This window comes from Stutzerimonas sp. CXK-1, assembly GCF_057738225.1.
Window position 1 is genome coordinate 2,607,708 of record NZ_CM173217.1, and the last position, 26,318, is coordinate 2,634,025.

Annotated in this window: 24 protein-coding genes; 16 read left to right on the plus strand and 8 right to left on the minus strand. The window is 65.4% G+C overall.

What is annotated here, in order from left to right; translation table 11 throughout:
* Nucleotides 1–13 precede the first annotated feature (13 nt).
* Entirely contained in the window at nt 14–943 is a 930-nt protein-coding gene (locus tag AC0KXH_RS12220) for an electron transfer flavoprotein subunit alpha/FixB family protein (protein ID WP_488223471.1), read from the minus strand.
* On the minus strand, nt 943–1,692 hold the full coding sequence (locus AC0KXH_RS12225; protein ID WP_041106491.1) for an electron transfer flavoprotein subunit beta/FixA family protein: 750 nt from the start codon (nt 1,690–1,692) through the stop codon (nt 943–945). The genes AC0KXH_RS12220 and AC0KXH_RS12225 overlap by 1 nt, the downstream gene beginning before the upstream one ends.
* A 325-nt stretch (nt 1,693–2,017) precedes the next feature.
* Here AC0KXH_RS12225 and AC0KXH_RS12230 point away from each other — a divergent pair, with 325 nt between their 5' ends.
* Nucleotides 2,018–3,673, plus strand: a complete 1,656-nt coding sequence (locus AC0KXH_RS12230; RefSeq protein WP_488223472.1) for an electron transfer flavoprotein-ubiquinone oxidoreductase — start codon at nt 2,018–2,020, stop codon at nt 3,671–3,673.
* 45 nt (nt 3,674–3,718) lie between these two features.
* Here AC0KXH_RS12230 and AC0KXH_RS12235 read toward each other — a convergent pair whose 3' ends face one another.
* The 3 genes from AC0KXH_RS12235 to AC0KXH_RS12245 form a co-directional block, all read right to left on the minus strand.
* Nucleotides 3,719–4,285 carry a DUF1285 domain-containing protein gene (locus AC0KXH_RS12235; RefSeq protein ID WP_043220959.1) on the minus strand — a complete coding sequence of 189 codons (567 nt, stop codon included), beginning with the start codon at nt 4,283–4,285 and terminating at the stop codon, nt 3,719–3,721.
* A 17-nt stretch (nt 4,286–4,302) separates the two neighbouring features.
* A complete protein-coding gene (locus AC0KXH_RS12240) occupies nt 4,303–4,908 on the minus strand; it encodes a DUF4823 domain-containing protein (protein WP_041106497.1) in 606 nt (201 codons plus the stop codon).
* A gap of 184 nt (nt 4,909–5,092) precedes the next feature.
* Nucleotides 5,093–5,713, minus strand: coding sequence for a TetR/AcrR family transcriptional regulator (locus AC0KXH_RS12245; RefSeq protein ID WP_041106499.1), 621 nt, complete (start codon nt 5,711–5,713; stop codon nt 5,093–5,095).
* 72 nt (nt 5,714–5,785) lie between these two features.
* Between AC0KXH_RS12245 and AC0KXH_RS12250 the strand changes: the two genes are divergently transcribed.
* The 10 genes from AC0KXH_RS12250 (at nt 5,786) to AC0KXH_RS12295 (ending at nt 17,659) form a co-directional block, all read left to right on the plus strand.
* On the plus strand, nt 5,786–6,916 hold the full coding sequence (locus AC0KXH_RS12250; RefSeq protein WP_213149873.1) for an aminotransferase class V-fold PLP-dependent enzyme: 1,131 nt from the start codon (nt 5,786–5,788) through the stop codon (nt 6,914–6,916).
* Nucleotides 6,917–7,177: 261 nt separating this feature from the next.
* Nucleotides 7,178–7,579, plus strand: coding sequence for a hypothetical protein (locus AC0KXH_RS12255; protein ID WP_061338363.1), 402 nt, complete (start codon nt 7,178–7,180; stop codon nt 7,577–7,579).
* 72 nt (nt 7,580–7,651) lie between these two features.
* Nucleotides 7,652–8,353: a response regulator transcription factor gene (locus AC0KXH_RS12260; protein WP_488223473.1), complete on the plus strand. Its 702-nt coding sequence runs from the start codon at nt 7,652–7,654 to the stop codon at nt 8,351–8,353.
* Nucleotides 8,353–9,690: a sensor histidine kinase gene (locus AC0KXH_RS12265; protein WP_488223474.1), complete on the plus strand. Its 1,338-nt coding sequence runs from the start codon at nt 8,353–8,355 to the stop codon at nt 9,688–9,690. The genes AC0KXH_RS12260 and AC0KXH_RS12265 overlap by 1 nt, the downstream gene beginning before the upstream one ends.
* Nucleotides 9,691–9,815: 125 nt before the next feature.
* Nucleotides 9,816–11,870, plus strand: a complete 2,055-nt coding sequence (locus AC0KXH_RS12270; RefSeq protein WP_488223475.1) for a TonB-dependent receptor domain-containing protein — start codon at nt 9,816–9,818, stop codon at nt 11,868–11,870.
* Nucleotides 11,871–11,982: 112 nt separating this feature from the next.
* Nucleotides 11,983–12,285, plus strand: coding sequence for an iron transporter (locus AC0KXH_RS12275; RefSeq protein ID WP_488223476.1), 303 nt, complete (start codon nt 11,983–11,985; stop codon nt 12,283–12,285).
* Complete coding sequence (locus AC0KXH_RS12280; RefSeq protein ID WP_488223477.1) at nt 12,282–13,823, plus strand: PepSY-associated TM helix domain-containing protein; 1,542 nt, start codon at nt 12,282–12,284, stop codon at nt 13,821–13,823. The genes AC0KXH_RS12275 and AC0KXH_RS12280 overlap by 4 nt, the downstream gene beginning before the upstream one ends.
* A complete protein-coding gene (locus tag AC0KXH_RS12285; protein WP_312942674.1) occupies nt 13,820–14,155 on the plus strand; it encodes a DUF3325 domain-containing protein in 336 nt (111 codons plus the stop codon). The genes AC0KXH_RS12280 and AC0KXH_RS12285 overlap by 4 nt, the downstream gene beginning before the upstream one ends.
* Before the next feature lie 87 nt (nt 14,156–14,242).
* Nucleotides 14,243–15,556 carry a methyl-accepting chemotaxis protein gene (locus AC0KXH_RS12290; protein WP_061338345.1) on the plus strand — a complete coding sequence of 438 codons (1,314 nt, stop codon included), beginning with the start codon at nt 14,243–14,245 and terminating at the stop codon, nt 15,554–15,556.
* A gap of 99 nt (nt 15,557–15,655) precedes the next feature.
* Nucleotides 15,656–17,659 carry a peptidase U32 family protein gene (locus AC0KXH_RS12295; RefSeq protein WP_488223478.1) on the plus strand — a complete coding sequence of 668 codons (2,004 nt, stop codon included), beginning with the start codon at nt 15,656–15,658 and terminating at the stop codon, nt 17,657–17,659.
* An 80-nt stretch (nt 17,660–17,739) separates the two neighbouring features.
* Here AC0KXH_RS12295 and AC0KXH_RS12300 read toward each other — a convergent pair whose 3' ends face one another.
* Together AC0KXH_RS12300 and AC0KXH_RS12305 are read right to left on the minus strand one after the other, a co-directional pair.
* Nucleotides 17,740–19,167 carry a methyl-accepting chemotaxis protein gene (locus AC0KXH_RS12300; RefSeq protein WP_488224607.1) on the minus strand — a complete coding sequence of 476 codons (1,428 nt, stop codon included), beginning with the start codon at nt 19,165–19,167 and terminating at the stop codon, nt 17,740–17,742.
* Complete coding sequence (locus AC0KXH_RS12305; protein WP_313278584.1) at nt 19,167–19,364, minus strand: hypothetical protein; 198 nt, start codon at nt 19,362–19,364, stop codon at nt 19,167–19,169. Before AC0KXH_RS12305 ends, AC0KXH_RS12300 begins: the two co-directional genes overlap by 1 nt.
* 378 nt (nt 19,365–19,742) lie before the next feature.
* On the opposite strand from AC0KXH_RS12305, the gene AC0KXH_RS12310 reads away from it, so the two are divergent.
* Nucleotides 19,743–20,339, plus strand: a complete 597-nt coding sequence (locus AC0KXH_RS12310; RefSeq protein WP_488223479.1) for a hypothetical protein — start codon at nt 19,743–19,745, stop codon at nt 20,337–20,339.
* On the opposite strand, the gene AC0KXH_RS12315 is transcribed toward AC0KXH_RS12310, so the two are convergent.
* Nucleotides 20,326–21,072 (minus strand): DUF72 domain-containing protein, encoded by a 747-nt coding sequence (locus tag AC0KXH_RS12315; protein ID WP_488223480.1) that lies wholly within the window; start codon nt 21,070–21,072, stop codon nt 20,326–20,328. The genes AC0KXH_RS12310 and AC0KXH_RS12315 overlap by 14 nt on opposite strands.
* A gap of 86 nt (nt 21,073–21,158) precedes the next feature.
* Here AC0KXH_RS12315 and AC0KXH_RS12320 point away from each other — a divergent pair, with 86 nt between their 5' ends.
* The 4 genes from AC0KXH_RS12320 to AC0KXH_RS12335 all read left to right on the plus strand — a co-directional run bounded on the left by AC0KXH_RS12320 (nt 21,159) and on the right by AC0KXH_RS12335 (nt 26,313).
* Nucleotides 21,159–21,956, plus strand: coding sequence for an ion transporter (locus AC0KXH_RS12320; protein WP_488223481.1), 798 nt, complete (start codon nt 21,159–21,161; stop codon nt 21,954–21,956).
* Between the two features lie 94 nt (nt 21,957–22,050).
* Nucleotides 22,051–24,420 carry a DEAD/DEAH box helicase gene (locus AC0KXH_RS12325; RefSeq protein WP_488223482.1) on the plus strand — a complete coding sequence of 790 codons (2,370 nt, stop codon included), beginning with the start codon at nt 22,051–22,053 and terminating at the stop codon, nt 24,418–24,420.
* A 50-nt stretch (nt 24,421–24,470) separates the two neighbouring features.
* A complete protein-coding gene (locus tag AC0KXH_RS12330) occupies nt 24,471–25,235 on the plus strand; it encodes a YoaK family protein (RefSeq protein ID WP_041106522.1) in 765 nt (254 codons plus the stop codon).
* A gap of 196 nt (nt 25,236–25,431) precedes the next feature.
* Entirely contained in the window at nt 25,432–26,313 is an 882-nt protein-coding gene (locus AC0KXH_RS12335) for an MIP/aquaporin family protein (protein ID WP_488223483.1), read from the plus strand.
* Nucleotides 26,314–26,318 lie beyond the last annotated feature (5 nt).

The following is a 26,318-nucleotide window of genomic DNA, read 5'->3' on the forward strand; positions in this document are numbered from 1 at the left end:
CGAGCGAAAAGGCTCAGACGAGCTTTTCCAGCTCCGGCAGGATCTCGAACAGATCCCCGACCAGGCCGTAGTCGGCGACCTGGAAGATCGGCGCTTCCTCGTCCTTGTTGATCGCGACGATCACCTTGGAGTCCTTCATGCCCGCCAGGTGCTGGATCGCACCGGAGATGCCGACGGCGATGTACAGCTGCGGCGCGACGATCTTGCCGGTCTGGCCGACCTGCATGTCGTTCGGCACGAAGCCGGCGTCGACCGCGGCACGCGAGGCACCGACCGCGGCGCCGAGCTTGTCGGCCAGCGAGTACAGGTGCTTGAAGTTGTCGCCGTTCTGCATGCCGCGGCCGCCGGAAACGACGATCTTGGCCGCGGTCAGCTCGGGACGGTCGGACTTGGCCAGCTCTTCGCCGACGAAGGCGGACTTGCCGGCGTCACCGCTGCCGGAGACCTGCTCGACGGTCGCCGAGCCGCCCTCGGCGTTCACCGCGTCGAAGCCGGTGGCACGCACGGTGATGACCTTGATCGGGGCGCTGGACTGCACGGTGGCGATGGCGTTGCCGGCGTAGATCGGGCGCTTGAAGGTGTCGGCGCTCTCGACGGCGATGATCTCGGAGATCTGGTCGACATCCAGCAGCGCCGCCACGCGCGGCAGGAAGTTCTTGCCGTTGGTGGTGGCCGGAGCCAGCACGTGGCTGTAATTTTTTGCCAGGTCGGCGATCAGCGGCGCGACGTTTTCCGGCAGCTGATTGGCGTAGGCCGCGTCGTCGGCGACCAGCACCTTGGACACGCCCTCGATCTTGGCCGCCGCTTCACCGATGGCGCCGCAGCCGCTGCCGGCGACCAGCACGTGGATGTCGCCGCCGATCTTGGTGGCCGCCGCCACGGTGTTCAGGGTTGCAGCCGCCAGGACCGCGTTGTTGTGTTCAGCGATAACCAGGATAGCCATCAGATCACCTTCGCCTCGTTCTTCAGTTTCTCGACCAGTTCAGCCACGGACTTGACCTTGATACCGGCGCTGCGGGCAGCCGGCGCTTCGACCTTGAGGGTCTTCACGGTCGAGGTGGTGGTCACGCCCAGCGCCTCGGGCGTCAGGGTTTCCAGCGGCTTCTTCTTGGCCTTCATGATGTTCGGCAGCGACGCGTAGCGCGGCTCGTTCAGGCGCAGGTCGGTGGTGACGATCGCCGGCAGGTTCAGCGCGACGGTCTGCAGGCCGCCGTCGATCTCGCGGGTGACGTTGACCTTGTCGCCAGCCACTTCCACCTTGGAGGCGAAGGTGCCCTGGGCATAGCCGGTCAGCGCGCCGAGCATCTGCCCGGTCTGGTTGTTGTCGCTGTCGATCGCCTGCTTGCCGAGGATGATCAGCTGCGGCTGCTCCTTGTCGACCACGGCCTTGAGCAGCTTGGCGATCGCCAGGGAATTGAGTTCATCAGCGGACTCGACCAGCACGGCGCGGTCGGCGCCCAGCGCCAGGGCGGTACGCAGCTGCTCCTGGGCAGCGCTCGGGCCGACGGAGACGACCACGATTTCGCTGGCCACGCCTTTCTCTTTCAGGCGCACGGCTTCTTCCACGGCGATTTCGCAGAAGGGGTTCATCGACATCTTGACGTTGGCCAGGTCAACGCCGGAGTTGTCCGCCTTGACGCGGACCTTGACGTTGTAGTCAACCACTCGTTTGACAGCTACAAGAACCTTCATGGATTCCTCGTTCTCTCCGGAGATTAGATTTATTCGCCGAGGCGAACCGGCCACAGGCCTGGGTTCCTTTGCCCTTCTGGCTGTTCGGCGAGCGCAAACTGTCCCGTATCTTGACTGCAGGCCTGTAGCGGGTCAACAACGCATATGGCCCGCCATAAGCCCTCAGGCTCTCGATTCTAGCAGGCTTGCAGAAAATTCAAACAAACGTTTGTATTGGACCGTTTTCGGCAGCTATATATAATGCGCCCCGCCCGGCTCGGTCAGGGAACGATCACAGCCTTCTCTCACTTCTATAAAAAACCCAGCCTTGATTAGGAGAACGCCTATGGAACGCGAATACATGGAATTCGACGTGGTGGTCGTCGGCGCCGGCCCCGCAGGCCTATCCGCTGCCTGCCGCCTGAAGCAGAAAGCCGCCGACGCCGGTCAGGAGATCAGTGTCTGCGTCGTCGAGAAGGGTTCCGAGGTGGGCGCCCACATCCTCTCCGGGGCGGTCTTCGAGCCGCGCGCGCTGAACGAGCTGTTCCCTGACTGGAAAGCGCTCGGCGCCCCGCTGAACACGCCGGTCACGCGTGACGACATCTACCTGCTGAAGAACGAGCAGGCCGCCAGCAAGCTGCCGAACATGCTGGTCCCCAAGACCATGCACAACGAAGGCAACTACATCATTTCCTTGGGCAACCTGTGCCGCTGGCTGGCCCAGCAGGCCGAGAACCTGGGGGTCGAGATCTACCCGGGCTTCGCCGCTCAGGAAGCGCTGATCGATGAAGACGGTATCGTGCGCGGCATCGTCACCGGTGATCTGGGCGTCGACCGCGAAGGCAATCCGAAGGAAGGCATGTACACCCCGGGCATGGAACTGCGCGCCAAGTACACGCTGTTCGCCGAAGGCTGCCGCGGCCACATTGGCAAGCATCTGATCAACCGCTTCCAGCTCAACGCCAACGTCGACCCGCAGCACTACGGCATCGGCATCAAGGAGCTCTGGGACATCGATCCGGCCAAGCACGAACAGGGCCTGGTGGTGCACACCGCCGGCTGGCCGCTGGACGACGAGAACACCGGCGGCTCGTTCCTCTATCACCTGGAGAACAACCAGGTGGTCGTCGGCCTGATCGTCGACCTGTCGTACAGCAACCCGTATCTGTCGCCGTTCGATGAGTTCCAGCGCTACAAGCATCATCCGGTCATCAAGCAGTATCTCGAAGGCGGCAAGCGTGTTTCCTACGGTGCCCGCGCCATCGCCAAGGGCGGCCTGAACTGCCTGCCGAAGATGGTGTTCAAGGGCGGCGCCCTGATCGGCTGCGACGCCGGCACCCTGAACTTCGCCAAGATCAAGGGCAGCCACACGGCGATGAAGTCCGGCATGCTCGCCGCCGAGGCGATTGCCGAAGCGCTGGCCGCCGGCCGTGAGGGCGGCGACGAACTGACCGCCTACGAAGAGAACTTCAAGAACAGCTGGGTCTACGACGAACTCTACAAGAGCCGCAACTTCGGCGCCGCCATCCACAAGTGGGGCGCGGTCAAGGGCGGTGCGTTCAACTTCATCGACCAGAACATCTTCGGCGGCAAGATCCCCTTCACGCTGCACGACACCAAGCCGGACTACGCCTGCCTGAAGCATGCCGACCAGGCGCGCAAGATCGACTACCCAAAGCCGGACGGCAAGCTCAGCTTCGACAAGCTCAGCTCGGTGTTTCTCTCCAACACCAACCACGAGGAAGACCAGCCGGTCCACCTCAAGCTGATCGATCCGAGCATCCCGATCGAGAAGAACCTGCCGCTGTACGACGAACCGGCGCAGCGCTACTGCCCGGCCGGCGTCTACGAGGTCGTGAGCAACGACGATGGCAGCCAGCGCTTCCAGATCAACGCGCAGAACTGCGTGCACTGCAAGACCTGCGACATCAAGGATCCGTCACAGAACATCACCTGGGTGGCGCCGGAAGGTACCGGCGGGCCGAACTACCCCAACATGTAAGAAACAGAAAAGGCTCCCTCGGGAGCCTTTCTCGTCTCAGCGCCGTTATTCGTCACGTCCGATCGGAAAGAACCGACCGCCACTCCAGACGCCGAGCCATTCACCGTCATCGGCTTCACCCGGCACGGCCAACTCGACCAGCTGATAGAAGACATTACGGTGGATGAGCGCCTCCAGATTGGCACGAACGTGCACGTAAGGCGCGGGCTCGCCAGTGACCGGATCGAACTCGACACGTATCGGGTGCTCGACACCGGCATCGACCTCGTCATCGACGTTGGTGAAGAAGCGCAACACCTGGGACTCCCCCTCACCGAGCACGTCGAGCCGGTTGGCAACGAACGGCGCATCCTCGACCTGGATACCGACCTTCTCGACGGGCGTCACCAGAAAGTAGCGGTCGTCGTCACGTCGCAACACACTGGAAAACAGCCGGACCATCGCCGGACGGCCGATAGGTGTACCCAGGTAGTACCACGTACCATCGCGCGCGATACGCATGTCGAGATCGCCGCAAAAAGGCGGGTTCCACAGATGCACCGGCGGCAGGCCGCGCTTTTCGCCGGCCGGGATCTGCGCCAGCAGATCCGCTGCCTTTCCCGTATCGCTCATATACCCTCCCGTCGCCGCTATCGTTCGGCCAGCCCCAGCAGACGACGTGCGTAGTCGTGCATCGCCGGCCCCAGAAGTTGGTCTGGTTTGGCATCGTACAGGTTCAACAGGCCGCCGCGACTGCGGATGCGCGCGGTGTCCACGAGGTAGCGCGTCCCCGTCTCGATCAGCATCAGCTGGACGACGCCACTGTCGACACCCAGCCGGTCGAGCGCACGCTGTTCGTTGAGCTCGTCGAAACTGCCGATACGGTCGTCGGCGGCGGCAAAGCGGGTATAGAGCAGATAGTGCGCTCCAGCGCCGCGCGCCTGCGCCATGGCCTCTTCCAGCCCCAGCGGCTGCGGCGCCCGGCGCACAACCGGAAAATACTCGACGAAAGCCTCGAAGGCCTCTTCGGCCACGACATTCGGACGCGGATAGCCATTACCCGGCGGCACGAAATGCCCTTGCGCGATATAGATGAAGGAGTCGGGCTGCAGGCGCCAACCACTGGAGCGCTGGGTCTGGCTGTGGTCGAGTATTCCGGCGTCGCTCAGGTGCTCGCGCGCGCCTTCAGCCATATCACTTACCCGCATGCAGCCGCCCAGGGCCAAGATCGCCACAAGCATGCTCAACCAACGCATAAAGAGATCCCCACTGTTGCCGGAAATCCGGCGGTCGCGGCCGCCGATGCAGCAACCAAGCCAATCACTCCGACGCGACTGAACAGCGAAGACGAGCAGGCGCCTTCTCGGCTCGCCCCCAGCACTTTACAGGCGTCGAGCCGGCGACCGCAGGCCTCCCGGCCGCATCGGGCAAGCAGCCGGCTCAGTCGCGCTTGCGCTTGTTACCCATACGCACGCCGATATCCATGAGGAACTGGAAGAACCCTTCCTGATCCTCGAGCACGTTGCTCCAGAACGGCGAGTGATAGAGCGCCACCGCCCCGTGTACCAGAGCCCAGGCTGCGCAATAGTGGAAATACGGCGGTACGTCCTCCAACTTGCCTTCGGCGATCCGGCCTTCGATCAGCTGGGTGAGCCGCTGGAAATTGGACGCGCGGATACGGTGCAATTCCTCAACCATCTCGGGCACCTGGTTGCCCTTGACCACCTTTTCTTCGAGGCGATCGAACAGGCGATAACGCTGCGGGTCGCGCATGCGGAACTCGAAGTACGCACGCGACAGGGCCTCCTTGTCGCGGTCCACATCCTCAGAGTGGAACAGCGCATTGAGATCGCGCTCGTAGTCGAGCATCAGGCGCAGATAGATCTCGGCCTTCGACTTGAAGTGCTTGTAGATGGTGCCTTTGCCGATGCCCACGGTATCGGCGATCATCTCGACGGTGACACTGTCCTCGCCCTGGTCGAGAAACAGTTGCAATGCGGTATCGAGGATTTCCTGTTCGCGGCGACGAAACTCGCGAACCTTCCGGGGTTCATTCTGCATATCTGGCGACGGGCGAAAAAAGAAGGCACTCATTATGCCTATTCGGTCATGAATTGCACGGGGACATCGTTAATGTTCGAACTTGAGAACGAATTCCCGCAGGCGCCCGGCTTGCGATACCTGAATCATGCGGCCGTCGCACCTTGGCCTCGACGTGCGAGCAGCGCCGTCAGCCAGTTCGCCGAACAGAACGCCACCCTCGGCGCCCGCGATTATCCGCAGTGGCTGAAGATCGAAAACCGTCTGCGCGAGCGCCTGGCACGGCTGCTCAACGCGCCGACCAGCGCGGATGTGGCGCTGGTCAAGAACACCTCCGAGGCGCTGTCCTTCGTCGCTTTCGGCCTCGACTGGCGCGCCGGCGACCAGATCGTCATCAGCGACGAGGAATTCCCCTCCAACCGCGTGGTATGGGAAGCGTTGCAGCCGCAGGGGGTTGAGGTCATCCAGGTCAGCCTGGCAGGTGCCGACCCGGAAGCCGATCTGCTGGCCGCCTGCACACCCCGCACACGCTTGCTGGCGATCAGCGCGGTGCAATACGCCAGCGGCATCCGTCTGGATCTGGACCGCCTGGGGCACGGCTGCGAGCAGCGCGGTGTACTGCTGTGCATCGATGCGATACAGCAGCTTGGAGCCCTGCCCTTCGACGTCCAGCAGAGCCGCTGCGCCTTCGCCATGGCCGACGGGCACAAGTGGATGCTCGGCCCGGAAGGCCTGGGCGTGTTCTATTGCCGCAGCGATCTGCGACCGCAGCTGAAGCTGCACGAGTATGGCTGGCACATGCTCGAGCATGCCGGCGACTATGACCGCAGCGACTGGCAACCAGCCCGCAGCGCACGGCGCTTCGAATGTGGCAGCCCGAACATGCTCGGCGCCGTAGCGCTGGAGGCCAGCCTGTCGCTGCTCGAAGAGGTCGGCATGCATCAGGTCGCAGCGAGCCTCAACGAGCGTATGGAGTGGCTGCGTGCCGGCCTGCGCCAGTTGCCCGGCATCGAACTGCTGAGCCCGGCGCAACCGGAGCGCAGTGCAGGCATCGTGACGTTTCGTCTGGCCGGGAGCGCAAACCAGGCCCTGTTCGAACAGCTCAAGGCCGAGCAGGTCGTATGCGCCCTGCGCGGCGGCGGGATTCGTCTTTCGCCGCACTTCTATACACCGGCCGAGGTGATCGAAGACACGCTTGCGTTGCTGCGAAGCCTCGCCGGCTGAGGAATCAGCTAACGGAAAAGTATTCCAATTCGGTTTAACGGCCCGGCAGATCCGGTCGGCAGAATCCGAAAAACGGACTAATACTTGAAATCACTGGCGAGACATTCCCCCCACTGTCTGGCCAGTCGAGACCGTGAGGACCGCGTTCTCGAAACTCCTAATGGTCTTGACCCGGCTCCCTCAGGCCGGGTTTTTTTTGCCATCGGTGCCGGTCCACCGCACGATGGCCATTGCGTCAGAAAGCTGGCTATGATCCGGGCCATGCGTAGCACACCCACCCTTCGCCAGCCCTGCCCGCCCGGCACTTGCACCTGTCGGCGAGACGACCTGCTCGCGACGCCCGGCGCCGATCTACGCATCCTGCGCCTCACCCAGCATGAAGAGAAACGGCTGCTGCAGCGGCTGGAAAGCATCGCCAGCCTGGCCGAACTCGAGCACCTGCAGCGGCGAATGGACGAACAGCTCGGCATTCGCCTGTCGATCAAGCCCGGCGCAAGCGAAGTGCGGAGCATGCGCGGCATTGCCATCGAGTTCGCCGAGCAACCTGGGCTGTGCCGCAAAACCCGCCGTAATCTGCCGATCGCGATCCGCCGTGCGCTCGAACGTCACCCGGAAATTGCCTGGCGTCTGCTCGATGCACACGACCTGCTGCGCGACGCCTGAACGGTGGGACAGGCTTGCCGTTGCACCCGGCTATCAAATTACAATAATTCCTATTTGTAACGAGCCCTCGGCATGCCACCCTTTACCCCGCGGCAGATTCTCGCCATCGAAGACGATCCGATTCTCGGCGCCCACCTGAAGACCTCGCTCGAAGAACGCGGCTTTCGCGTCACCCTTGCCGAGCAGGGCCCCAGCGGCCTGGCTTTGGCGGCCGGAGCCGAGTTCGACCTGATCCTGCTCGATGTGCTGTTGCCGGGAATGAACGGCATGGATTTGCTCACCCGGCTGCGCGCCAGCCGCAGCACGCCGGTGCTGATGATCTCGGCACTGGGCGATGAAGCCCACCGCATCCAGGGCTTCGACAACGGCGCCGACGACTACCTGCCCAAACCCTTCAGCATCGAGGAACTGCAGGTGCGGATCGCCGCGATCCTGCGCCGGGTCGCCTACGAACGTGCGCCCGCGGCCAATCAGTCCGATGATCGGCTGCTGTACGACGACCAGCGCAACGACGTGCGCTACGAGCAGCGCTGGCTCGGGCTGACGGCTACGGAGTACCGCCTGTTGAAGGTGCTGCAGGATGCCTGCGGCGAGGTACTGAGCAAGCCGTTTCTCTATCAGCAGGTGCTCCACCGCGGCTATTCACAGCACGACCGCAGCCTGGACATGCATATCAGCAACATTCGCCGCAAGCTCGCCCGGCACCAGGTGGAAGCGCTGCGGCTCGAATCGGTATGGGGCAAGGGTTATGTGCTGGAAAGGCTGCCCGACTGATGCCCGGCCGCCACTCGCTGTTCTGGCGTCTGGCCCTGCTGGTCGCCGGGTTCTGTCTGGCGATGATCTGGGTCAGCGACCATATCGGCCGCCAGGTCAGCTATCGCAACTCCTTTCTCTCGCAGGCGGCGATCGAGGCGCTCGATGCGCATGCCAGGCAGGCCAGCGAGGCCGTCGCACAGGGCCCTGCCGCGCTGGAACGCTGGCTCACCGAGCGACAGCACGATGATTCGGGCGTCCTGCTGGTGGTGAACGGCCATCTGCAACCGCTGTTCGAACAGGCACCAAGCGATGAAATCCGCCGCCAGTTGCGCTTCGCCCGTCTTTACGACGCCCCGATGAGCAGGCGCTCGGGGCCGCGGCCGACCGTACTCGTACCGCTGGAGGGCAGCGACAACCAGCTGGTGGTGGAGCTGCCCGAGCAGTTCAGCCCCTGGCGCCATCACCTGTTGCTGGTGCTGGCGACCGTCTACGTGCCGCCCGTGCTGTTTTCCCTGTTGTTCTGCTGGCTGCTGTACCGCCAGCTCATTTCACCGCTCGACCGCCTGCGCAGCCAGGCCAACGCCTTGCGCGGCGATCGCCTCGACCCGCCTGCACCGCTGCTGCTGACCGATCGCAACGACGAGCTGGGCGAGCTGGGCCGCTCGATCGAATACCTTACCCGCCGCCTGCGCGACTCCATCGCCCAGCAACAGCAACTGCTGCGCGACCTGTCGCACGAGCTGCGCACGCCACTGAGCCGGCTGCGGGTCGCCTGCGAAAGCGAGCTGCCACCCGCCGAGCTGCGCGAGCGGGTCGAGCGCGAGGTCGCCGGCATGGGACGCCTGGTCGACGACACGCTCGCGCTGGCCTGGCTGGACAGCAAGCAGACCCGCCTCGACTGCGAGCCGGTCGATGTGCAGACCCTTTGGAACCTGCTGTGCGAGGACGCCTGCTTCGAGTCGGGCTGGCCGCGCGAGCGCCTGCGCAGTGAACTGCCCGACGCCTGCCTGGTGCAGGGCAATCTGAACGCACTGGCGCAGGCGATGGAGAACATCCTGCGCAACGCCATCCGCCATTCGCCGCCCGACGGCACGGTCTGCCTGGGCGCCTATCGCGAAGGCGAACACTGGCGCCTGTGCATCGACGACCAGGGCCCCGGCGTTGCGGAGGATCAGTTGCAGGCGATGTTTCGTCCGTTCACCCGGCTCAGTGCCGCGCGCCCGGGCGGGGACGGCTTCGGCCTCGGCCTGGCGATCGCCGCGGGTATGGTCACGTTGCAGGGCGGGCGGATCTGGGCGGAGAACCGCGCTCCAGGGCTGCGGGTCAACCTGCTGCTGAGAATGTATAGATTGTAAATGCGCTTTACTGTTAGTTGCGAATGACTAGCATTCGTCTCGCTGTAAGCGATCGCTCGACGCTCACAGGCGAGTGGCCGCCTCGGCCCCGCAACGACTGATGCTTTTCACGGAGACGGCAGTAAATGGCTATTTACACACGGCATCGCCTGGCGGGTGCAATCGCCCTGGCGACCCTCACCGCCACACAGGCCCGGGCTGAACAGGCGCTGGAGTTGCAGCCCACCACGGTAGTGAGCGCCGCAGGCTACGAGCAGAATATCGCCCAGGCGCCGGCCAGTATCTCGGTCATTACCCGTGAGCAGCTGGAGAAGCAGTCGTACAGCAATATCGTCGATGCGGTGAAGAACATTCCCGGCGTCTACGTCACCGGGGGCGGCCAGATGCAGGACATCAGCATCCGCGGCATGACGTCTTCCTACACCCTGTACCTGGTCGATGGCCGCCCGATCTCCGCCGGCCGCTCGGTCAATACCAACGGCAGCGATGGCGGCAAGCAGATCGGCCTGCCTCCGCTGTCGATGATCGAGCGCATCGAGGTCATCCGCGGCCCGATGTCCTCGCTGTACGGCTCCGAAGCGATGGGCGGGGTCATCAACATCATCACCCGCAAGGGCGCCAACGAGTGGGGCGGGACTCTTTCCACCGAATACACGCATTCACTCAACGATCTGCAGGAAGACGAGAGCTATACCAGCCTCTATCTCGCCGGCGCACTGGTTCCCGACCTGCTCGGCCTGCGCCTGAATGGCGGCTTTACCCGCACCCAGGAGGCCGAGTACATCGGCGGGGACGACAGCGCCGCGAGCACGCCGGACGGCAAGCGCAAGCAGGGTGGCGCCGAACTCTTCCTCACCCCCGATGCCAGCAACCGTTTCGCCCTGAGCTACGAGGCGGCGCGGCTGGACGAGAGCGCACATCCGGGCAAGAGCGTCGCCTACAGCCCGACGGCCGTGGCCAGCTCCACCGAGTACGACAAGGACATCTTCGTGCTCAGCCACGAGGGCCATTACGAGAACCTGCAGATCAATACCTACCTGCAGAAGGACATCTCCGAGCGCGTGCAGGAGCTGACGAAGAAGGAAGAAGTCACCACGTTCAACACCCAGGCCAGTTACTTCTGGGGCGAGCACGTCATCACGCTTGGCGGTCGCTACAAGGAAGAGGAACTGACCCGCAAGGACAACGGCCTGCTGAGTTTCCTGCCCGACGCGGTCGGCGAGATGGACCGCTGGATCGCGGCCGTCTACAGCGAGATCGATTGGGGCGTCAGCGATGACCTGCGGGTGACCACCGGGGTCCGCTACGACGATGACGAGTTCTTTGGCGGTCAGGTCTCGCCGCGCGTCTACGGCGTCTATACCTTCACTCCCGAACTGACCCTCAAGGGTGGCATCTCTACCGGCTACAAGCAGCCCTCGCTGACCGATGCCACCGAAGGCTTCGGCGGCACCACCGGTGGCGGCGGCTGGCAGGCGATCGCGCCGCACTCGCGGGCGATCAGCATCGGCAACCCCGACCTGCAGCCTGAAACCAGCACCAACTACGAAGTCGGCTTCAACTACACCGACCGGGCGTCCGGCCTGAGCACCAGCGTCATGGCCTTCCATACCCAATACAAGGACAAGATCGCCGAGGATCGCTTCTGCTCGACCGATGCCAGCGGTAACGCCAACCGCAACAACTACGCGGCCTGGTCGTGCAATTACGGTGGCGAGCGCTGGTACTTCCTCAGCACGCGCAAGAACATCTCCGAAGCCATCATCCAGGGCATCGAGTGGACGCTCGACTACGACATCCTGCCGTCGCTGCGCCTGACCTCCAGCTACACCTACACCGAATCCGAGCAGAAGTCCGGCGAGTTCAAGGGCGAGCCGCTGAACAAGCAGCCCAAGCACATGGCCAATGCCCTGCTCGACTGGCAGATCAACAATCGGCTGTCGGCCTGGGTCCAGGGGAACTATCGCAGCGAGACATCGGACTACATCAGCCGCACCAGCATGTCCGCAGGCACGCCCGGCTACGGCTTCGTCGATATCGGCGGCGTCTATCGGCTCACCGAGAGCGTCGACCTGAAGGCCGGGCTGTACAACATCGCCAACAAGGAAATCACCAACGAGGACTACGAAGTGGTACTCGACGGTCGCCGGCTGGTGGTAGGCGTCAGCGTCGATTTCTGAAGCCCGCAGGCGGCCGCGTCCCTGGCCGTCTGAGCACCGCGTTACCCGTCGCCCGGTCGGCCGCATGCCCGCCGGGCGACGCTCGTGAAGACCAACTGACGGAAGACCACCCGTGTCTCGATCGACGCTTCTCAGCCGGCCCTGGCTCGACATCGCACTGCGCAGCGCCCTGGCGATCCTCGGCGGCTATGCCTTCACCTATGCCTTCACCGCCGCGCTGGCGAGGCTGCTGCCGCTGCCGCGCTTCGACGCGGTGATGTTCGCCACCGAGATCGCCTTCATCGTCTATCTGGCGTACCTGCTATGGAGCTTTGCCGGCGTCAGCCTGCGTCGGCTGGCCCTCGTCACCGCGACAGGTACGCTGGGTCTGGCCCTGATCGGCTTCTGGCCACAGCTACTGGAGCGTCTCGGATGAAAGGCCGGACATTCACCCAGTCGATGTCCTGGCTGCATACCTGGTGCGGGCTGCTGCTCGGCTGGGTGCTCTTCGCCATCTTCCTGACCGGCACGCTGGCAGTGTTCGACAAGGAACTCAATGGCTGGATGCAGCCGGAGCTGCCGAGCCGCGCCGTCGACCCGAGCCTGGCGGCCAATACGGCGCAGCAATGGCTGCAGGCCCGCCACCCCGAAGCCCAGGCGTGGAACATAGGCCTGCCCACCGAGCGTACGCCGACGCTGACCGTAGCGGCCGGCGAACAGCGGCGCGGTGGCGGTACCCCGATCGACCCGGTCAGCGGCGAAACGCTCGAGCCAAGACAGACGGTCGGCGGCAACTTCTTCTTCCGCTTCCACTTCACCCTGCACATGCCGCGTACGCTGGGCGTGTGGTTGGTGGGGTTCGCCGCCATGGCGATGCTCGTCGCGTTGATCAGCGGCATCGTCATCCACAAGAAGCTCTTCAAGGAGTTCTTCACCTTTCGCCCCGCCAAGGGCCAGCGCTCCTGGCTCGACGGCCACAATGCCAGCGCCGTCCTGCTGCTGCCGTTTCACCTGATGATCACCTACACCGGGCTGGTGATCTTCTTTCTGATCTACATGCCGGCCGCGCTCCAGGCGCTGTATGACGGCGATCGCAACGCCATGCTGCGCGAGGCCGGCGGCTCGCCTCAGCGCATCGAGGCCGGCGCCCGTGGTGAGCGCCCCGCCGCCAGCCGCGCGGCGCCGGCCACCCTGCTGCCGCTGGCCGACTTCGTGGCAAAGGGTGAGGCGCACTATGGTCCGGGCATGCTGGCCGGGCTGCAGGTCAGCCATCCGGGGCGGGCCGACGCGCGGGTCACGGTCAGGCCGATGTTGGGCAGCCGGATCGAGCTGACCAAGGGCGAAGCGCTGGTGTTCGACGGGGTCAGCGGCGCGCTGCTGCAGTCCCCGGCCGCCTCGCGCGCCAGCCACCTCACCCAGCGGGTGATGGCCGGCCTGCATTTCGCCCAGTTCGGCGGCTACCCGATGCGCTGGCTGTACTTTCTGTGCGGCCTGGCGAGCTGCGCGATGATCGCCACCGGCCTGGTGCTCTACACGGTCAAACAGCGCAAGCAGGCCAAGGGCTCGCGGCGCTTCCTGGAACTCGTCGAGCGGCTGAACGTGATGACCGTCGCCGGGCTTGGCCTGGCCTGCATCGCGCTGCTCTGGGCCAACCGGCTGCTGCCAGCCGACATGGTCGGGCGCAGCGGCTGGGAGACGCGGGTGTTCTTCGCCGTCGGGCTGGCCAGCCTGCTGCACGCCGCCTTGCGCCCGCCGCTCAAGGCATGGCGCGAGCAACTGTTCACCGCGGCGCTGCTCTGCGCGGGCCTGCCGCTGCTGGACTTCGCCACGACCGGCGAACTCGATGGCCGCCGGCTCGGCGTCGACCTGGCCGCCGTCGTGATCGGTGCGCTGCTCGCCTGGGTCGGCTGGAAAACCGTCTCGCGCGCGCCGGCGGCCCAACGGCGGCCACGCTGCGCAGGAGCCCTGACATGAATGCGCCCCACCTGCTGATCGCGCTGAGCCTCGCCTACGCCGGCATGCTGGGCTTGTGCCTGGGCACGCAGCGGCACTGGAAACAGCTCGCCAGCCCCCGCCTGCCAGCCGCGGCAAGGCGTGCCTGCATGCCATTGGGCCTGCTTCTGCTGGCCGCCTCGGTCTGGTTCGCCGGTCGGCTGTGGCCGGGCGGCATGGCTGTCGTCGCCTGGCTCGCCATGCTCTCGCTAACCGGGCTGGGCCTGCTGCTGTTGCTACCCTACCGGCCACGCCTTGCACTGGCGATGCCGCTGCTCGGTGCTCTTCTGGCCGGCATCAGTGCCATCGGCTGAATACCGTTCTTTTGCCCGACCACAACACTCAAGAACCTTTCTGGCGAGCCGAAAACGCTTTACCGACTCGCCATGGAGTGCTTGTGCATGTTCAACGGACGCCTCAAACAACAACTCGAACAACAGAATGGCGAACTGGCCCTGCTGCGCCAGCTCGGCGACCAGCTCGAGCGCCAGATGCTCTCCCTGCGCCTGGACGCCGACGCGCGCATCTGCGCCTGCAACAACCGCTTCGCCGAGACACTCGGCTATCGCGAAGCACAGCTCATCGGCCGCCCGCTGGCCGAGATCGTGCCGCCCTATGTGAAGCACCTGCCCTGCTTTCATAACTTCCAGGCCGCCATCGCCCGTTTCGAACCGGTCAGCGACGACTACCGCTACCTGCGGGCCGACGGCAGCCTTGCCTGGCTGCGCGTGCACTGGCTGCCGATCCGCGCGGCGTCCGGCGCGCTGGCCTACATCCAGGGGTACGCTACCGACGTCACGGCGCAGATCGAAAAAGCCCGTGAGAGCGAAGCCTTCATCGATGCGCTGATCCGCTCCACGGCGGTCATCCAGTTCAACCTGGACGGCACCGTGATCACCGCCAACGAACAGTTCCTGCAGGCGATGGGCTACCGCCTCGAGCAGATCGTCGGCAAGCACCATCGCCAGTTCTGCACGCCCGACGAAGCCGCCTCGCCGCAATACGAGGCCTTCTGGCAAACGCTCAATCGCGGCGAGTACGTGGCCGACCGCTTCAAGCGCGTGGACAGCCGCGGCCAGGAAGTCTGGCTGGAGGCGACCTACAACCCGGTGCATGACGCCGAGGGCAAGCTGTGCAAGGTCGTCAAGTTCGCCAGCGTGGTGACCGACCAGGTTCATCGCGAAAGCGAGGTGCGCGAGGCGGCGGCGATTGCCTTCGAGGTGTCGCAGCAGACCGACGTCAGCGCCGAGCGCGGCGCCGCCGTGGTGCAGCAGACCATGCACACCATGCACAGGATCGCCGAACGGATGCAGGGCGCCACGGCCAGCATCGACGCGGTCGGCCAGCAATCGCAGTTGATCAGCTCGATCGTGCAGACCATTGGCGGCATCGCCGCGCAGACCAACCTGCTCGCCCTCAACGCCGCAATCGAGGCGGCCCGTGCCGGCGAGCAAGGCCGCGGCTTCGCGGTGGTCGCCGACGAGGTGCGCCAGCTCGCCGGTCGGACCAGCGCGGCCACCGAGGAAATCGTCGAAGTGGTTCAGCAGAACCAGAAGCTCGCCGAGCAGGCCACCGCGCAGATGGCCGCCAGCCGGGAACAGGCCGAGCAGGGTCTGGCGCTGGCCAATCAGGCCGGCGCCGTGATCGTCGAGATCCAGGACGGCGCCAAGCAGGTGGTCAGCGCCGTCGGCCGCTTCGCCAACGAACTGCACTGACAGCCTTCGCACGTGCCCGCCGCAGCGGGCACGAACGGTCGCTGCAAAAAACCGCCGAGTCATTACAATGCGCGGTTTCGTTCCAACCGGTCCTCGCCCATGTCACTGCCCAAGCATCACCTCGAACTGCTCGCCCCGGCCCGCGATGTCAACATCGCCCGCGAGGCCATTCTGCACGGGGCCGATGCGGTGTACATCGGCGGGCCGAGCTTCGGCGCCCGGCACAACGCCGAGAACAGCGTGGCGGAGATCGCCGAGCTGGTGGCCTTCGCCCATCGCTTTCATGTGCGGGTATTCGTCACCCTCAACACCATCCTTCACGACGACGAACTCGAAGCGGCACGCGCACTGATCCAGCAGCTGTACGACGCCGGCGTCGATGCGCTGATCGTGCAGGACATGGGCATCCTCGAACTGGACATCCCGCCGATCGAGCTGCACGCCAGCACCCAGACCGACATTCGCACGCTGGAGCGCGCGCGCTTTCTCGACCAGGCCGGCTTCTCCCAGCTGGTGCTGGCGCGCGAGCTGAACCTCGCCGAGATCCGCGGCATCGCCGATGCCACCGATGCGGCCATCGAGTTCTTCATCCACGGCGCGCTCTGCGTGGCCTTCTCCGGGCAGTGCTACATCAGCCACGCGCAGACCGGGCGCAGCGCCAACCGCGGCGACTGCTCGCAGGCCTGCCGCCTGCCCTACACGCTCAAGGACGACCAGGGCCGCGTGGTCGCCTTCGAGAAGCATCTCCTGTCGATGAAGGACAACAACCAGAGCGCCAACCTGCGCCAGCTGGTCGAGGCCGGCGTGCGTTCGTTCAAGATCGAGGGGCGCTACAAGGACGTCAGCTACGTCAAGAACATCACCGCCTACTACCGGCAGCGCCTGGATGAGATCCTTGCCGACCGCCCGGACCTGGCCCGCGCCTCCAGCGGCCGCACCGAGCACTTCTTCGTGCCGGACCCGGAGCGCACCTTCCACCGCGGCAGCACCGACTACTTCGTCACCGAGCGCAAGGTCGACATCGGCGCGTTCGACTCGCCGACCTTCACCGGGCTGGCGGTCGGCGAGGTGCTCAAGGTCGGCAAGCGTGACATCCAGGTACGCACGCGCGAACCGCTGTCCAACGGCGACGGCCTGAACGTGCTGGTCAAGCGTGAGGTGCTCGGCTTTCGCGCCAGCGTGGTGGAACCGCGCGGCGAGCAGGAAGAAGACGGCGAGCGCTGGCTGCACTACCGCGTCGAGCCGAACGACGGGCTGCCTGAAGGCCTGCATCGCCTGCGCCCGCATCACCCGCTGAACCGCAACCTGGACCACAACTGGCAGCAGGCGCTGCTCAGGCCCTCCGCCGAGCGCCGCATCGGCCTCGCCTGGCAGGCCAGCCTGCGCCGCGACGGCCTGCAGCTGACCGCCACCAGTGAGGAAGGCGCCGTGGCCTCGGTGCGTCTGGATGGCCCCTTCGCCCCGGCGAACAAGCCCGAACAGGCGCGCGCCGGCCTCGAAGACCTGCTCGGCCAGCTGGGCACCACGCTCTACCATGCCGAGTCCGTCGAACTGGACGCGCCGGAGCTGTTCTTCATCCCCAACTCCCAGCTCAAGGCGCTGCGCCGCGAAGCCATCGAAGCGCTCGACGAAGCCCGCGCCGCCCTGCGCCCGCGCGCCGCGCGCAAGGCCGAGAGCGTGCCGCCGCCGGTGTATCCCGAGGCGCACCTGTCGTTCCTGGCCAACGTCTACAACCACAAGGCGCGTGCGTTCTACCACCGCCACGGCGTGCAGCTGATCGATGCGGCCTACGAGGCCCACGAAGAGACCGGCGAGGTGCCGGTGATGATCACCAAGCACTGCCTGCGCTTCTCCTTCAACCTCTGCCCGAAACAGGCCAAGGGCGTGACCGGCGTGCGCACCAAGGTGGCGCCGATGCAGCTGGTCCACGGTGACGAGGTGCTGACCCTGAAGTTCGACTGCAAGCCCTGCGAGATGCACGTGGTCGGCAAGATCAAGGGCCATATTCTCGGCCTGCCGCAACCCGGCTCGGCCGCCAGCGTGGTCGGCCAGATCACGCCGGAAGACCTGCTCAAGACCATCCGCAGCAAGCCGGCGCACTGACCCGCGGCCCCGCCGCAGGCCCGATGCCAGAGGACCGAGCGCCTGCAGGCTCGGTCCTGGCTCATCGCAGCCGGCTCGCTTCAGGTCCTGAAGCGCAGCGCCATCTGGTTGAGATCGGTTGCCAGCCTGGCCAGCTCATCGCTGGCAACCGCCGTCTGGTCGGCCCCCGCCGCCGACTGAATCGACAGGTCCCGAATGGTCATCAGGCTGCGATCCACCTCGCGGGCCACTTGCGCCTGCTGTTCCGCCGCAGCCGCGATCATGACGGTGCGCTCGTTGATGATCGCCACCGAGGCCGCGATGTTGTCGAGCATGGCCCCGGCTTCGCGGGCCACGTCGAGCGTTCTGTCGGCCTCCTGCGTGCTCAGCGCCGTCGCTTTCACAACGCTGTCGGTACCCGACTGGATCGCGGCAATCATCTGCTCGATTTCCTGGGTCGATTGCCCGGTACGGTGCGCCAGCGCCCGCACCTCGTCGGCGACCACGGCAAAACCACGCCCCTGATCGCCGGCACGGGCTGCCTCGATAGCGGCGTTCAGCGCCAGCAGATTGGTCTGTTCGGCGATGGTGCGTATCACGTCGAGCACCTTGCTGATGTCGCGCGCCTGGCCGGCGAGCCCCTGGACGAACCCGCCCGTCTCGCCGATGCGCGCCGACAGGCTATCGATTGCGTTGACCGTGTCGTTGACGTGGCGGCGCCCGGCCTCGGCGGCGGCCGTCGAGTCCCGCACGCTGTCCGACGTCGAGGCCGAATTGTTGGCGACCTCTTCGATGGCCGCGGTCATCTGATTGACCGCCGTCGCGGCGAGCTCGACCTGCTCGTTCTGCCGCTGTAACCCGCGTTTGCCTTCGTGGGCCACGCTGGTCATCTCTTCGGTGGCCGTGGCCAGCTGCGTCGAGGAGTCGCCGATGTGCTTGAGCGTCGCGCGAAGGGTCGCCTGCATCGTGGCCAGCGCCGACAACAGGCGGGCCGGCTCGTCTCTACCGTCAACCTTGACCGATTGGCTCAGGTCCGATCCGGCGATGCGTTCGGCCACCCGCAGCGCCTGCCCAAGCGGCTGGGTGATGCTGCGCGTGAAGCCGACCGCCAGGCCCACCGTAGCGACGACGGCAACCGCCATTACCCCGAGCAGCACCCAGAGGCTGCGCGAATAGACTGAGCCGGCAGACAGGCTGGAGGCCTTGGCGCCCTCGTCGTTATAGGCCGTCAGGGCCGCCAGTGCCTCGTTGATATCGCTGCCCTGCTGGCGCATGCCGCCGTTGAACAACGCGATCGCCGCGGGCGCATCACCACCCGAAAGAAACGTGAGCAGCTGTTCGAGCGACTGTTCGTAGCCATGAACGGCGGTTTGGACTTGGCCCACGAGCTGCCGCTCCTGTTCATCGATCAGCGGCGATGCCAGGTAGCTGCTGACCCGCTGTTCGATCTGCGAACGACGCTCGCCGATATCGCGCCGGGCGTCGGCGGCTGACTCATCGGCCGAGGGGATGAGCGATCGCGCCACCATCAGGCGCAACTCCAGTACATCGCTCCGAAGCCCACCGGAATCGCGGACGCCGGCAGCCAGTTGGTTTCCATGACCTGCTCCGTTTTCCGCAGAGCCTGCACCTGGACCAGCGAAAAACACCCAACAAACAGCAACAGCAAGGCGATGGCCGAGAAGCTGAGCGCTGCTCGGGCAGACACGTTCATTGAGCGAAACATGGGAGGCACCCTGAGGGTAGGCTTCGGACAGGATTGTTCCGAAACTAATACAGAGTGTTTCACCAAGCGGCGAGGCTGTACAAGATTCGTCCAGTGATATCAGCGCAATATCAGACCAAAGCAGTAGGCCGTTTTCCCGGGCCGAAAGCGGGAGCCGAGTTCGTCCGGATTGCCCCGGCGAGCAGCTGGAGCAGGCATGCGGACATCTTGCGGTCCGTTGCGTACCGGTCTCGAGGCGAGGCACGCAGGCGCACCCTGCGAGGAACCATCGGCAGGCTCGCCGCCACCAACACTCAGCACAGACGATCGGAGGCGTGCCGGCTCGCCGGGCTTCTGGCCCGCTCGCCTGCAGCACGCGCAATTCAACAAGGTGAAACCATGCCCCAGATACTCATAGCGGCGTTCGACCGGTACACCGAAGCAGAGCAAGTCAAAGCCGAGCTGGTGAGCCAGGGCATTTCGCCGGACGACATCCAGCTCTCGGCATCCTTCAACCCCGAGAACATCGCCAGCAGCCGCGTCGAGGTCGTCGGTGAGGAGCCGGATGCCGATGCTGGTGTCGTCGACAGGATTGGCAGTTTCTTTCGCCGGGTATTCGGCGACGACGCACCTGCCCATGCCGGGCGTTACCCGGAAGCTGCGCGGCGGGGGTCGACGGTGGTGACGGTGTCGCTGAGCGATGAGGGACCGGTCTCCATGGTCGAGCAGGTCATGGAGCGTCACGGCGCCATCGACATAGACGAGCGCAGCGCCAGCTGGGCGAATGGCGATGCGACGCCGGTGACGGCCAGCACCGAAACGCTGACCAGCGGTTACCCGGATGCCACGTCCATCGGAGTGGACGCGCGCGAACTGGACGGCAGCAGCACGCCGGAGCGCGGCCAGGCGCAGGGCAGCATTCCCGGCCGCGCCGAGAACGCCCGGGCAGCGCGGCGCGACAACACGGCCGGCCGGGTGCGCATCATTCCGCGCTGACTCGAGCAGACAGCAGCACCTGCAGGGTCAAGGCATTGGCCACGGCGGCGCCGCTGGCGGTGTTATCGAAGATGCACCAGCAGGGGATACCCGCCTGCCGGCACTGGCGCAGCTCGCCCGCCAGCCGTGCGAGCCAGTCAGGCGAATAGGCAGAGTGATAAATGCGTGGCGAGCCGTGCAGGCGGTAGTAGCGCAAGCCCGGCCAGCCAGCAGGCCGGTCGCCGCCAGGAATCGGCGATGGGTCAGCAGCCACCCGCGCCAGCTGCCAGTGTCGCAACAAGGGCTCGGCGTCCAGCCAGCTGGCATGCCGCGCTTCCAGCGCCAGAGCCCCGTCGTAGCGCGCCCGCAACTGGCCGAGGAAATCGTCGGCCAAGGCCTGCTCGAACGCCAGCGAAGGCGGCAACTGCAGCAACAGGCAACCCAGCCGCCCTCCCAGCTCGGCGATTTCGTCGAGAAAGCGCTGCAGTTCGCCTTCACAGCTGCGCAGACGCTGCTCATGGCTGATCAGCCGAGGCAACTTGACGCTGAACGTGAAGCCTTCCGGTACGGCTGCCGCCCACCTACGGTAGGTCGTCGGACGATGCGGGCGGTAGAACGACGAATTGATCTCCACCGCTGAAAACCGCCCGGCGTAGCGTTGCAGGTGTGTTCCTTCGCTCGGAAACTCGGGCCACGCTGCCCGTGGCAGGCTCCAGCCGGCGCAACCGAGGCGGATGCCCTCATTCGCGCTCATCGCCCCTCCGGTTCGACTGTGCCAGCGCGAGGCCGGCCAGGTGTTTTAGACTTGCGCGCTGTCTGACGTCCTCAGCGGCCATTGTCATGAAGCAGCAACCCGTTACGCCCTTCCAGATCCTGATCCTGGTGCTTTCCGTCTATGTGATCGGCGCACTGGTGGCCGACCTTCTGTTCGAACTGCCCGAGGACGTCTCGACGCTGCTTGGTTATCTGGACAACATCGTCTGCTTCTTTTTCTTTCTCGACTTCTGGATGCGCCTGCAACAGACCGAGGACAAATTGCGTTTCATGCGCTGGGGCTGGATCGACCTGCTGGCCAGCGTACCGGCCGCGGGCCTGCAGGCGGCCAAGCTGTTCCGCGTCCTGCAGATTCTGCGCGTGCTGCGGGCGATCAAGTCGATGCGCCTGATCTGGCGGATCCTGTTCCGCAACCGCGCCGAAGGCATCGTCGCCTCGGCCGCTACCGCAACCATGCTGCTGGTCGCATTCGGTGCACTGACCATGCTGCTGGTGGAGGCGCCCAATCCGCAGAGCTCGATCAACACGCCGGAGGAAGCTCTGTGGTGGGCCTTTGTCACGGTGACCACGGTCGGCTACGGCGACTTCTACCCGGTCACGACCCTGGGGAGGATCGTTGCGGTGCTGCTGATGATTTCGGGCGTCGGGTTGTTCGGCAGCTTCGCGGCCTACATCGGCTCGCTGTTCGTCGCCGACAAGAACGAGCAGGACGACCGCGACCAACAGGCCGATCGCGAAACGCTGCAACGGCTGCTGCTGCAAATGGAAAGCCTGACCGAGGAAGTGCGCAGCCTGAAACGGCAGCTACAGGGCCAGGGTCACGGCGCCGCCGATGAGGCAGAGCCACCGCGCTCGGTACCTTAGCGCCCGGCCGGTGCGGACAGGCGCGACCGCGCGCACTGAGCGATCTGCTGCGCTGCGGGTCGAAACACAACACTGATCAGTAAAGGTGTCGATCATGGCCAAGGCCGGGGGCAAGCCGTACAAATCCGTCAGGCTCGAGCGTCTTGCGCGCTTCATCGAGTGGGCCAGCGCGCGCCATCCGGATTTCGTCGCGAAGAAGCACCATCAGGAAAAGTGGTACATGCCCTACATCGGCTACCCGATGCCGGGCCTGGGGCGCGCGGCAAAAGCCTTCTGGCTGGGCCTGCACGCCGAGGCAGTGGACGCGCTGATGGCCGAACCCGATGCGAACGAACTGCTCGACCGCGTCGTCGCTCGCGACCTCGGCGAAATCGCCTGCGACGTCGACGTGTTCGGGACCACCAAGACCTTCACCCTGGGCTCGCCGGCACACCTGCTGGAGCCCGAATGGGCCCTGCGCCTGGAAGACAGCCCCCGGCGCGGTGACTTCCCCGGCACGCTGCAGCAGGCCGTGCAGAGCCATGTGCGGAGCCGCCTGCAACTGCTCGAAAGGCCCTTCGCCGAGATGGACGAGGACAGCCGCCAGCGCTGCCTGGCGCGGGTCCGCCCGGAAGTCGAGCGGCTCGACGAATTCCTCGCGCGGGCCATCGAGATCGTCAACGAGACCCGTCATGAGCTGCGCTATGTCGTCGAGTTGCGCCAGGGCGATCTGCGCCTGGAAATCCAGCGGCGTGTGCCCCGCCACGATCAGCTCCTGAGCGACGCCGAAGTGGCCCGCTACAAGGCCGACGACCGCCAGATGCTGGAGGAAAAGTTCGCCCTGATGCGCGAGCACGCCGGCGACTTCGACCTCCTGCAACTGGGCCACAAGCGGCTGATCGAACTGCTCCAGCTGGAGCCGCGCAAGCTGCGCCGCGCCATTACCCTCGCCCACCGTGAGCACGCCGAGCGCATGGCCTTTGCCGTGCTGCTGGAGAACGACCCGCGCTTCGCCCACTACCACGAGCTGTACCCGGCGCGCCGGCTGACCCGCCAGTGGGTCGCCTACCTGGGGCCGACCAACAGCGGCAAAACCCATCGCTCGATCGAGGCGATGACGGCAGTCAAGCACGGCATCTACCTCTCGCCGCTGCGGCTGATGGCGCTGGAGAATCAGGAGCGCCTGGAAGCCATGGGCGTGCCCTGCTCGCTGGTCACCGGCGAGGAGCAGATCATCCGCGAAGGTGCGACGCACTTCTGCTGCACGGTGGAGGAGTTCGCCCGCTTTCGCGGCCAGCACTGGGACGTGGTGGTGGTCGACGAAGTGCAGATGCTTGCCGACGGCCAGCGCGGCTGGGCCTGGGTCGATGCGCTGGTCAGTGCCTACACGCCACGCCTGCTGATGACCGGCCCGGCGTTGATCGAACCCTCGCTGCGTACGCTCTGCGAGCTGTGTGGCGATCAGCTGAAGATCGAGCGCACCCGGCGCCTGTCGCCGGTGGAGGTCGCACGCCGGGCCACCACACTCAACGGCCTCGAGCCGGGCTCGATGCTGGTGGCCTTCAGCCGCAAGACCGTGCTCGAACTCAAGGGCATGCTCGAAACCACCGGCAAGCGCGTCTCGGTGGTATACGGCGCGCTGTCGCCGGAAGTGCGCCGCGAGCAGGCACGGCGCTTCCGCGAGGGCGAGGCGGACCTGATGGTCGCCACCGACGCGGTGGGCATGGGCCTGAATCTCCCGGCGCACACCCTGTGCTTCTATACCGACGAGAAGTTCGACGGCATCCAGAACCGCCAGCTCAACGTTCAGGAGGTCAAGCAGATCGGCGGGCGTGCCGGTCGTTTCGGCCATCACGACGAAGGCACCATCACCGCGCTCGACCCGCAGACGCTGCGCGCGATCCGCCAGCTGTTTCACAGCCCGGACCGCCCGGTGAGCCTCGCGCAGTTTCAGGTTCGTCCGTCCATCGAACACCTCTTGGCAATTTCCGAGCAGATGAACGAGCCGTCGCTGCTGCGTGCCTGGCTGACGTTCAACCGCAACATCAACTACGGCGCCGAGTTCGTCTCGGTGCTGCCCGACGAGCTGGCCGAGTGGATCGGCCTGATCGACGATCCGAAAATCCCCCTCTGGCTGCGCTGGATCTTCGCCTGCACGCCGATTCGCGGCGGGCTCGAGGGGCCGGCCGCGCATGCCGCGCAGCAGTGGCTCAAGCGGGTCGCCGCTGGCCGCTCGGTCGAGTTGCCGCGCCTGCTGCTGCGCAACGACCTGAGCTCCCTGGAGACTTCGCTGCACGTGGTCGAAACCTACCTGCACCTGGCGCGCACGCTGCCAGACCGGTTTGCGCAGGTCGAGCAGGCCGAAGAACAGCGCACCCTGCTCAACCAGGCGATCACACGCGAACTGTCGCGCCAGCGGCGGCCGCGCCACGCCAAGCAGCGCACGGGCGGCCCACTGCGGCGCGAGCGCCAGGCCCGACGCTGACGAGAGGCGTATACTGCTGGCCCTCTGCAGTTTCCTGTCGCGGAGGTTTCGTGCCCATCCACTATGTGCGCCGCCTTACCGATCGCCGTCGCTCCCGGCGGAGCAATCGCCAGCTCGGCCTGTACCTGGCATTCGTCGCCGGTGCCGCCAACGCCGGCGGGTTCATGGCGGTGCAGCAATACACGTCGCACATGACCGGCATCGTTTCGACGATGGCCGACGCCCTGGCGCTCGGGCGCTACCAGCTGGTGCTGGCCGGCCTGGGCGCGCTGCTGTCCTTTGTGCTCGGGGCGATGTGCTCGACGCTGATGATCAACTTCGCCCGTCGGCGCCGGCTGCACAGCGTCTATGCCGCGCCGCTGGCTGTCGAGGCCTGGCTGCTGCTGGCCTTTGGCGTGCTTGGCGCGCGCCTGATGGAGGTGCCGGGCTTCTTCGTGCCGCTGACCGTGATGCTGCTGAGTTTCATGATGGGCCTGCAGAACGCCATGGTGACCAAGCTTTCCAACGCCGAGGTACGTACCACCCATGTCACCGGCATGATCACCGACATCGGTATCGAGCTGGGCAAGCTGCTCTATGTCAACCGCTCGCGGCGCGAAGACCTGCCTCGGGTGCGCGCCAACCGGGAGCGCCTGCTGATCAACAGCCTGCTGGTGGGCTGCTTCTTCGGGGGCGGTGTCGTCGGTGCGCAGGGCTTCAAGCTGATCGGCTTCCTCTTCACCGTTCCGCTGGCGGCCGTGCTGCTGGCGCTGGCGACGGTGCCATTGTCCGACGACCTGCTGCTCGGCTGGCGGCTGTGGCGGCGTCGGCACTGAGCCGGGCAAGAACGCTCGCCGCACACCTCGGCGCCGGACAACCGCTCAGCCATTTGGTTCCGACGGATGGCGGGAAAATGTTCGATTTTTTACTTTGACAGCGCCTTTCTTTGCCTCTAAGTTTTCGTTTCCGAACAATTCCGAACGAACCGCAGTGCTCGGAATAAAACAAAAACAACTGAACGAGGCCTCGCGCATGAGTACGCCCATCGTCCCTACGCTCAAGGGACAATGCATCGCCGAATTTCTCGGCACTGCCCTTCTCATCTTCTTCGGTACCGGCTGCGTCGCCGCGCTCAAGCTCGGCGGTGCCGATCTGGGCCTGTGGGAGATCAGCATCATCTGGGGTATCGGTGTATCGATGGCAGTCTATCTGGCTGCCGGCGTCTCCGGTGCCCATCTGAACCCGGCAGTGACCATCGCCCTGTGGCTGTTCGGCACTTTCGAGCGCCACCGGGTGCCGGCCTACATCCTGGCGCAGCTGGCCGGCGCCTTCTGCGCCGCGGCGCTTGTCTACGGGCTGTACAGCAGCCTGTTTTTCGATTTCGAACAGAGCCATCAGATGATCCGCGGCAGCACGGAGAGCCTGGCGCTGGCCTCGATCTTCTCCACCTATCCGCACGCTTCGCTGTCGTTCGGCCAGGCGTTTCTCGTGGAAACGGTGATCACCGCGATTCTGCTGGCGATGATCATGGCCATAACCGACGACGGCAACGGTCTGCCACGGGGGCCGTTGGCACCGCTGCTGATCGGCTTGCTGATTGCCGTCATCGGCGGCTCGATGGGACCACTGACCGGCTTCGCGATGAATCCGGCGCGTGACCTGGGACCCAAGCTGATGACCTTTCTGGCCGGCTGGGGCGAGGTCGCCCTCACCGGCGGGCGCAGCGTGCCGTATTTTCTGGTGCCGGTGTTCGCCCCGATTCTTGGTGCCTGCCTCGGCGCCGCCGGCTACAAGGCACTGATCTGCCGGCACCTGCCCGGAGTCGGCTCAGCCGCCTGCGCAGTGCCGGCCGCCCGAGAAAACACCCCGACCGAAATCAATTCCGCGCAACCCGAAGTCAGCAAAGCCCGCTGAGGAAC

Coding starts and splice junctions, on each gene's coding strand:
- AC0KXH_RS12315 (WP_488223480.1), bottom strand. CDS start 21,072: ATGAGCGCGAATGAGGGCATCCGCCTCGGTTGCGCCGGCTGGAGCCTG.
- AC0KXH_RS12285 (WP_312942674.1), top strand. CDS start 13,820: ATGAATGCGCCCCACCTGCTGATCGCGCTGAGCCTCGCCTACGCCGGC.
- AC0KXH_RS12235 (WP_043220959.1), bottom strand. CDS start 4,285: ATGAGCGATACGGGAAAGGCAGCGGATCTGCTGGCGCAGATCCCGGCC.
- AC0KXH_RS12305 (WP_313278584.1), bottom strand. CDS start 19,364: ATGTTTCGCTCAATGAACGTGTCTGCCCGAGCAGCGCTCAGCTTCTCG.
- AC0KXH_RS12290 (WP_061338345.1), top strand. CDS start 14,243: ATGTTCAACGGACGCCTCAAACAACAACTCGAACAACAGAATGGCGAA.
- AC0KXH_RS12280 (WP_488223477.1), top strand. CDS start 12,282: ATGAAAGGCCGGACATTCACCCAGTCGATGTCCTGGCTGCATACCTGG.
- AC0KXH_RS12300 (WP_488224607.1), bottom strand. CDS start 19,167: ATGGTGGCGCGATCGCTCATCCCCTCGGCCGATGAGTCAGCCGCCGAC.
- AC0KXH_RS12225 (WP_041106491.1), bottom strand. CDS start 1,692: ATGAAGGTTCTTGTAGCTGTCAAACGAGTGGTTGACTACAACGTCAAG.
- AC0KXH_RS12250 (WP_213149873.1), top strand. CDS start 5,786: ATGTTCGAACTTGAGAACGAATTCCCGCAGGCGCCCGGCTTGCGATAC.
- AC0KXH_RS12220 (WP_488223471.1), bottom strand. CDS start 943: ATGGCTATCCTGGTTATCGCTGAACACAACAACGCGGTCCTGGCGGCT.
- AC0KXH_RS12295 (WP_488223478.1), top strand. CDS start 15,656: ATGTCACTGCCCAAGCATCACCTCGAACTGCTCGCCCCGGCCCGCGAT.
- AC0KXH_RS12260 (WP_488223473.1), top strand. CDS start 7,652: ATGCCACCCTTTACCCCGCGGCAGATTCTCGCCATCGAAGACGATCCG.
- AC0KXH_RS12270 (WP_488223475.1), top strand. CDS start 9,816: ATGGCTATTTACACACGGCATCGCCTGGCGGGTGCAATCGCCCTGGCG.
- AC0KXH_RS12320 (WP_488223481.1), top strand. CDS start 21,159: ATGAAGCAGCAACCCGTTACGCCCTTCCAGATCCTGATCCTGGTGCTT.
- AC0KXH_RS12335 (WP_488223483.1), top strand. CDS start 25,432: ATGAGTACGCCCATCGTCCCTACGCTCAAGGGACAATGCATCGCCGAA.
- AC0KXH_RS12240 (WP_041106497.1), bottom strand. CDS start 4,908: ATGCGTTGGTTGAGCATGCTTGTGGCGATCTTGGCCCTGGGCGGCTGC.
- AC0KXH_RS12230 (WP_488223472.1), top strand. CDS start 2,018: ATGGAACGCGAATACATGGAATTCGACGTGGTGGTCGTCGGCGCCGGC.
- AC0KXH_RS12245 (WP_041106499.1), bottom strand. CDS start 5,713: ATGCAGAATGAACCCCGGAAGGTTCGCGAGTTTCGTCGCCGCGAACAG.
- AC0KXH_RS12325 (WP_488223482.1), top strand. CDS start 22,051: ATGGCCAAGGCCGGGGGCAAGCCGTACAAATCCGTCAGGCTCGAGCGT.
- AC0KXH_RS12265 (WP_488223474.1), top strand. CDS start 8,353: ATGCCCGGCCGCCACTCGCTGTTCTGGCGTCTGGCCCTGCTGGTCGCC.
- AC0KXH_RS12310 (WP_488223479.1), top strand. CDS start 19,743: ATGCCCCAGATACTCATAGCGGCGTTCGACCGGTACACCGAAGCAGAG.
- AC0KXH_RS12255 (WP_061338363.1), top strand. CDS start 7,178: ATGCGTAGCACACCCACCCTTCGCCAGCCCTGCCCGCCCGGCACTTGC.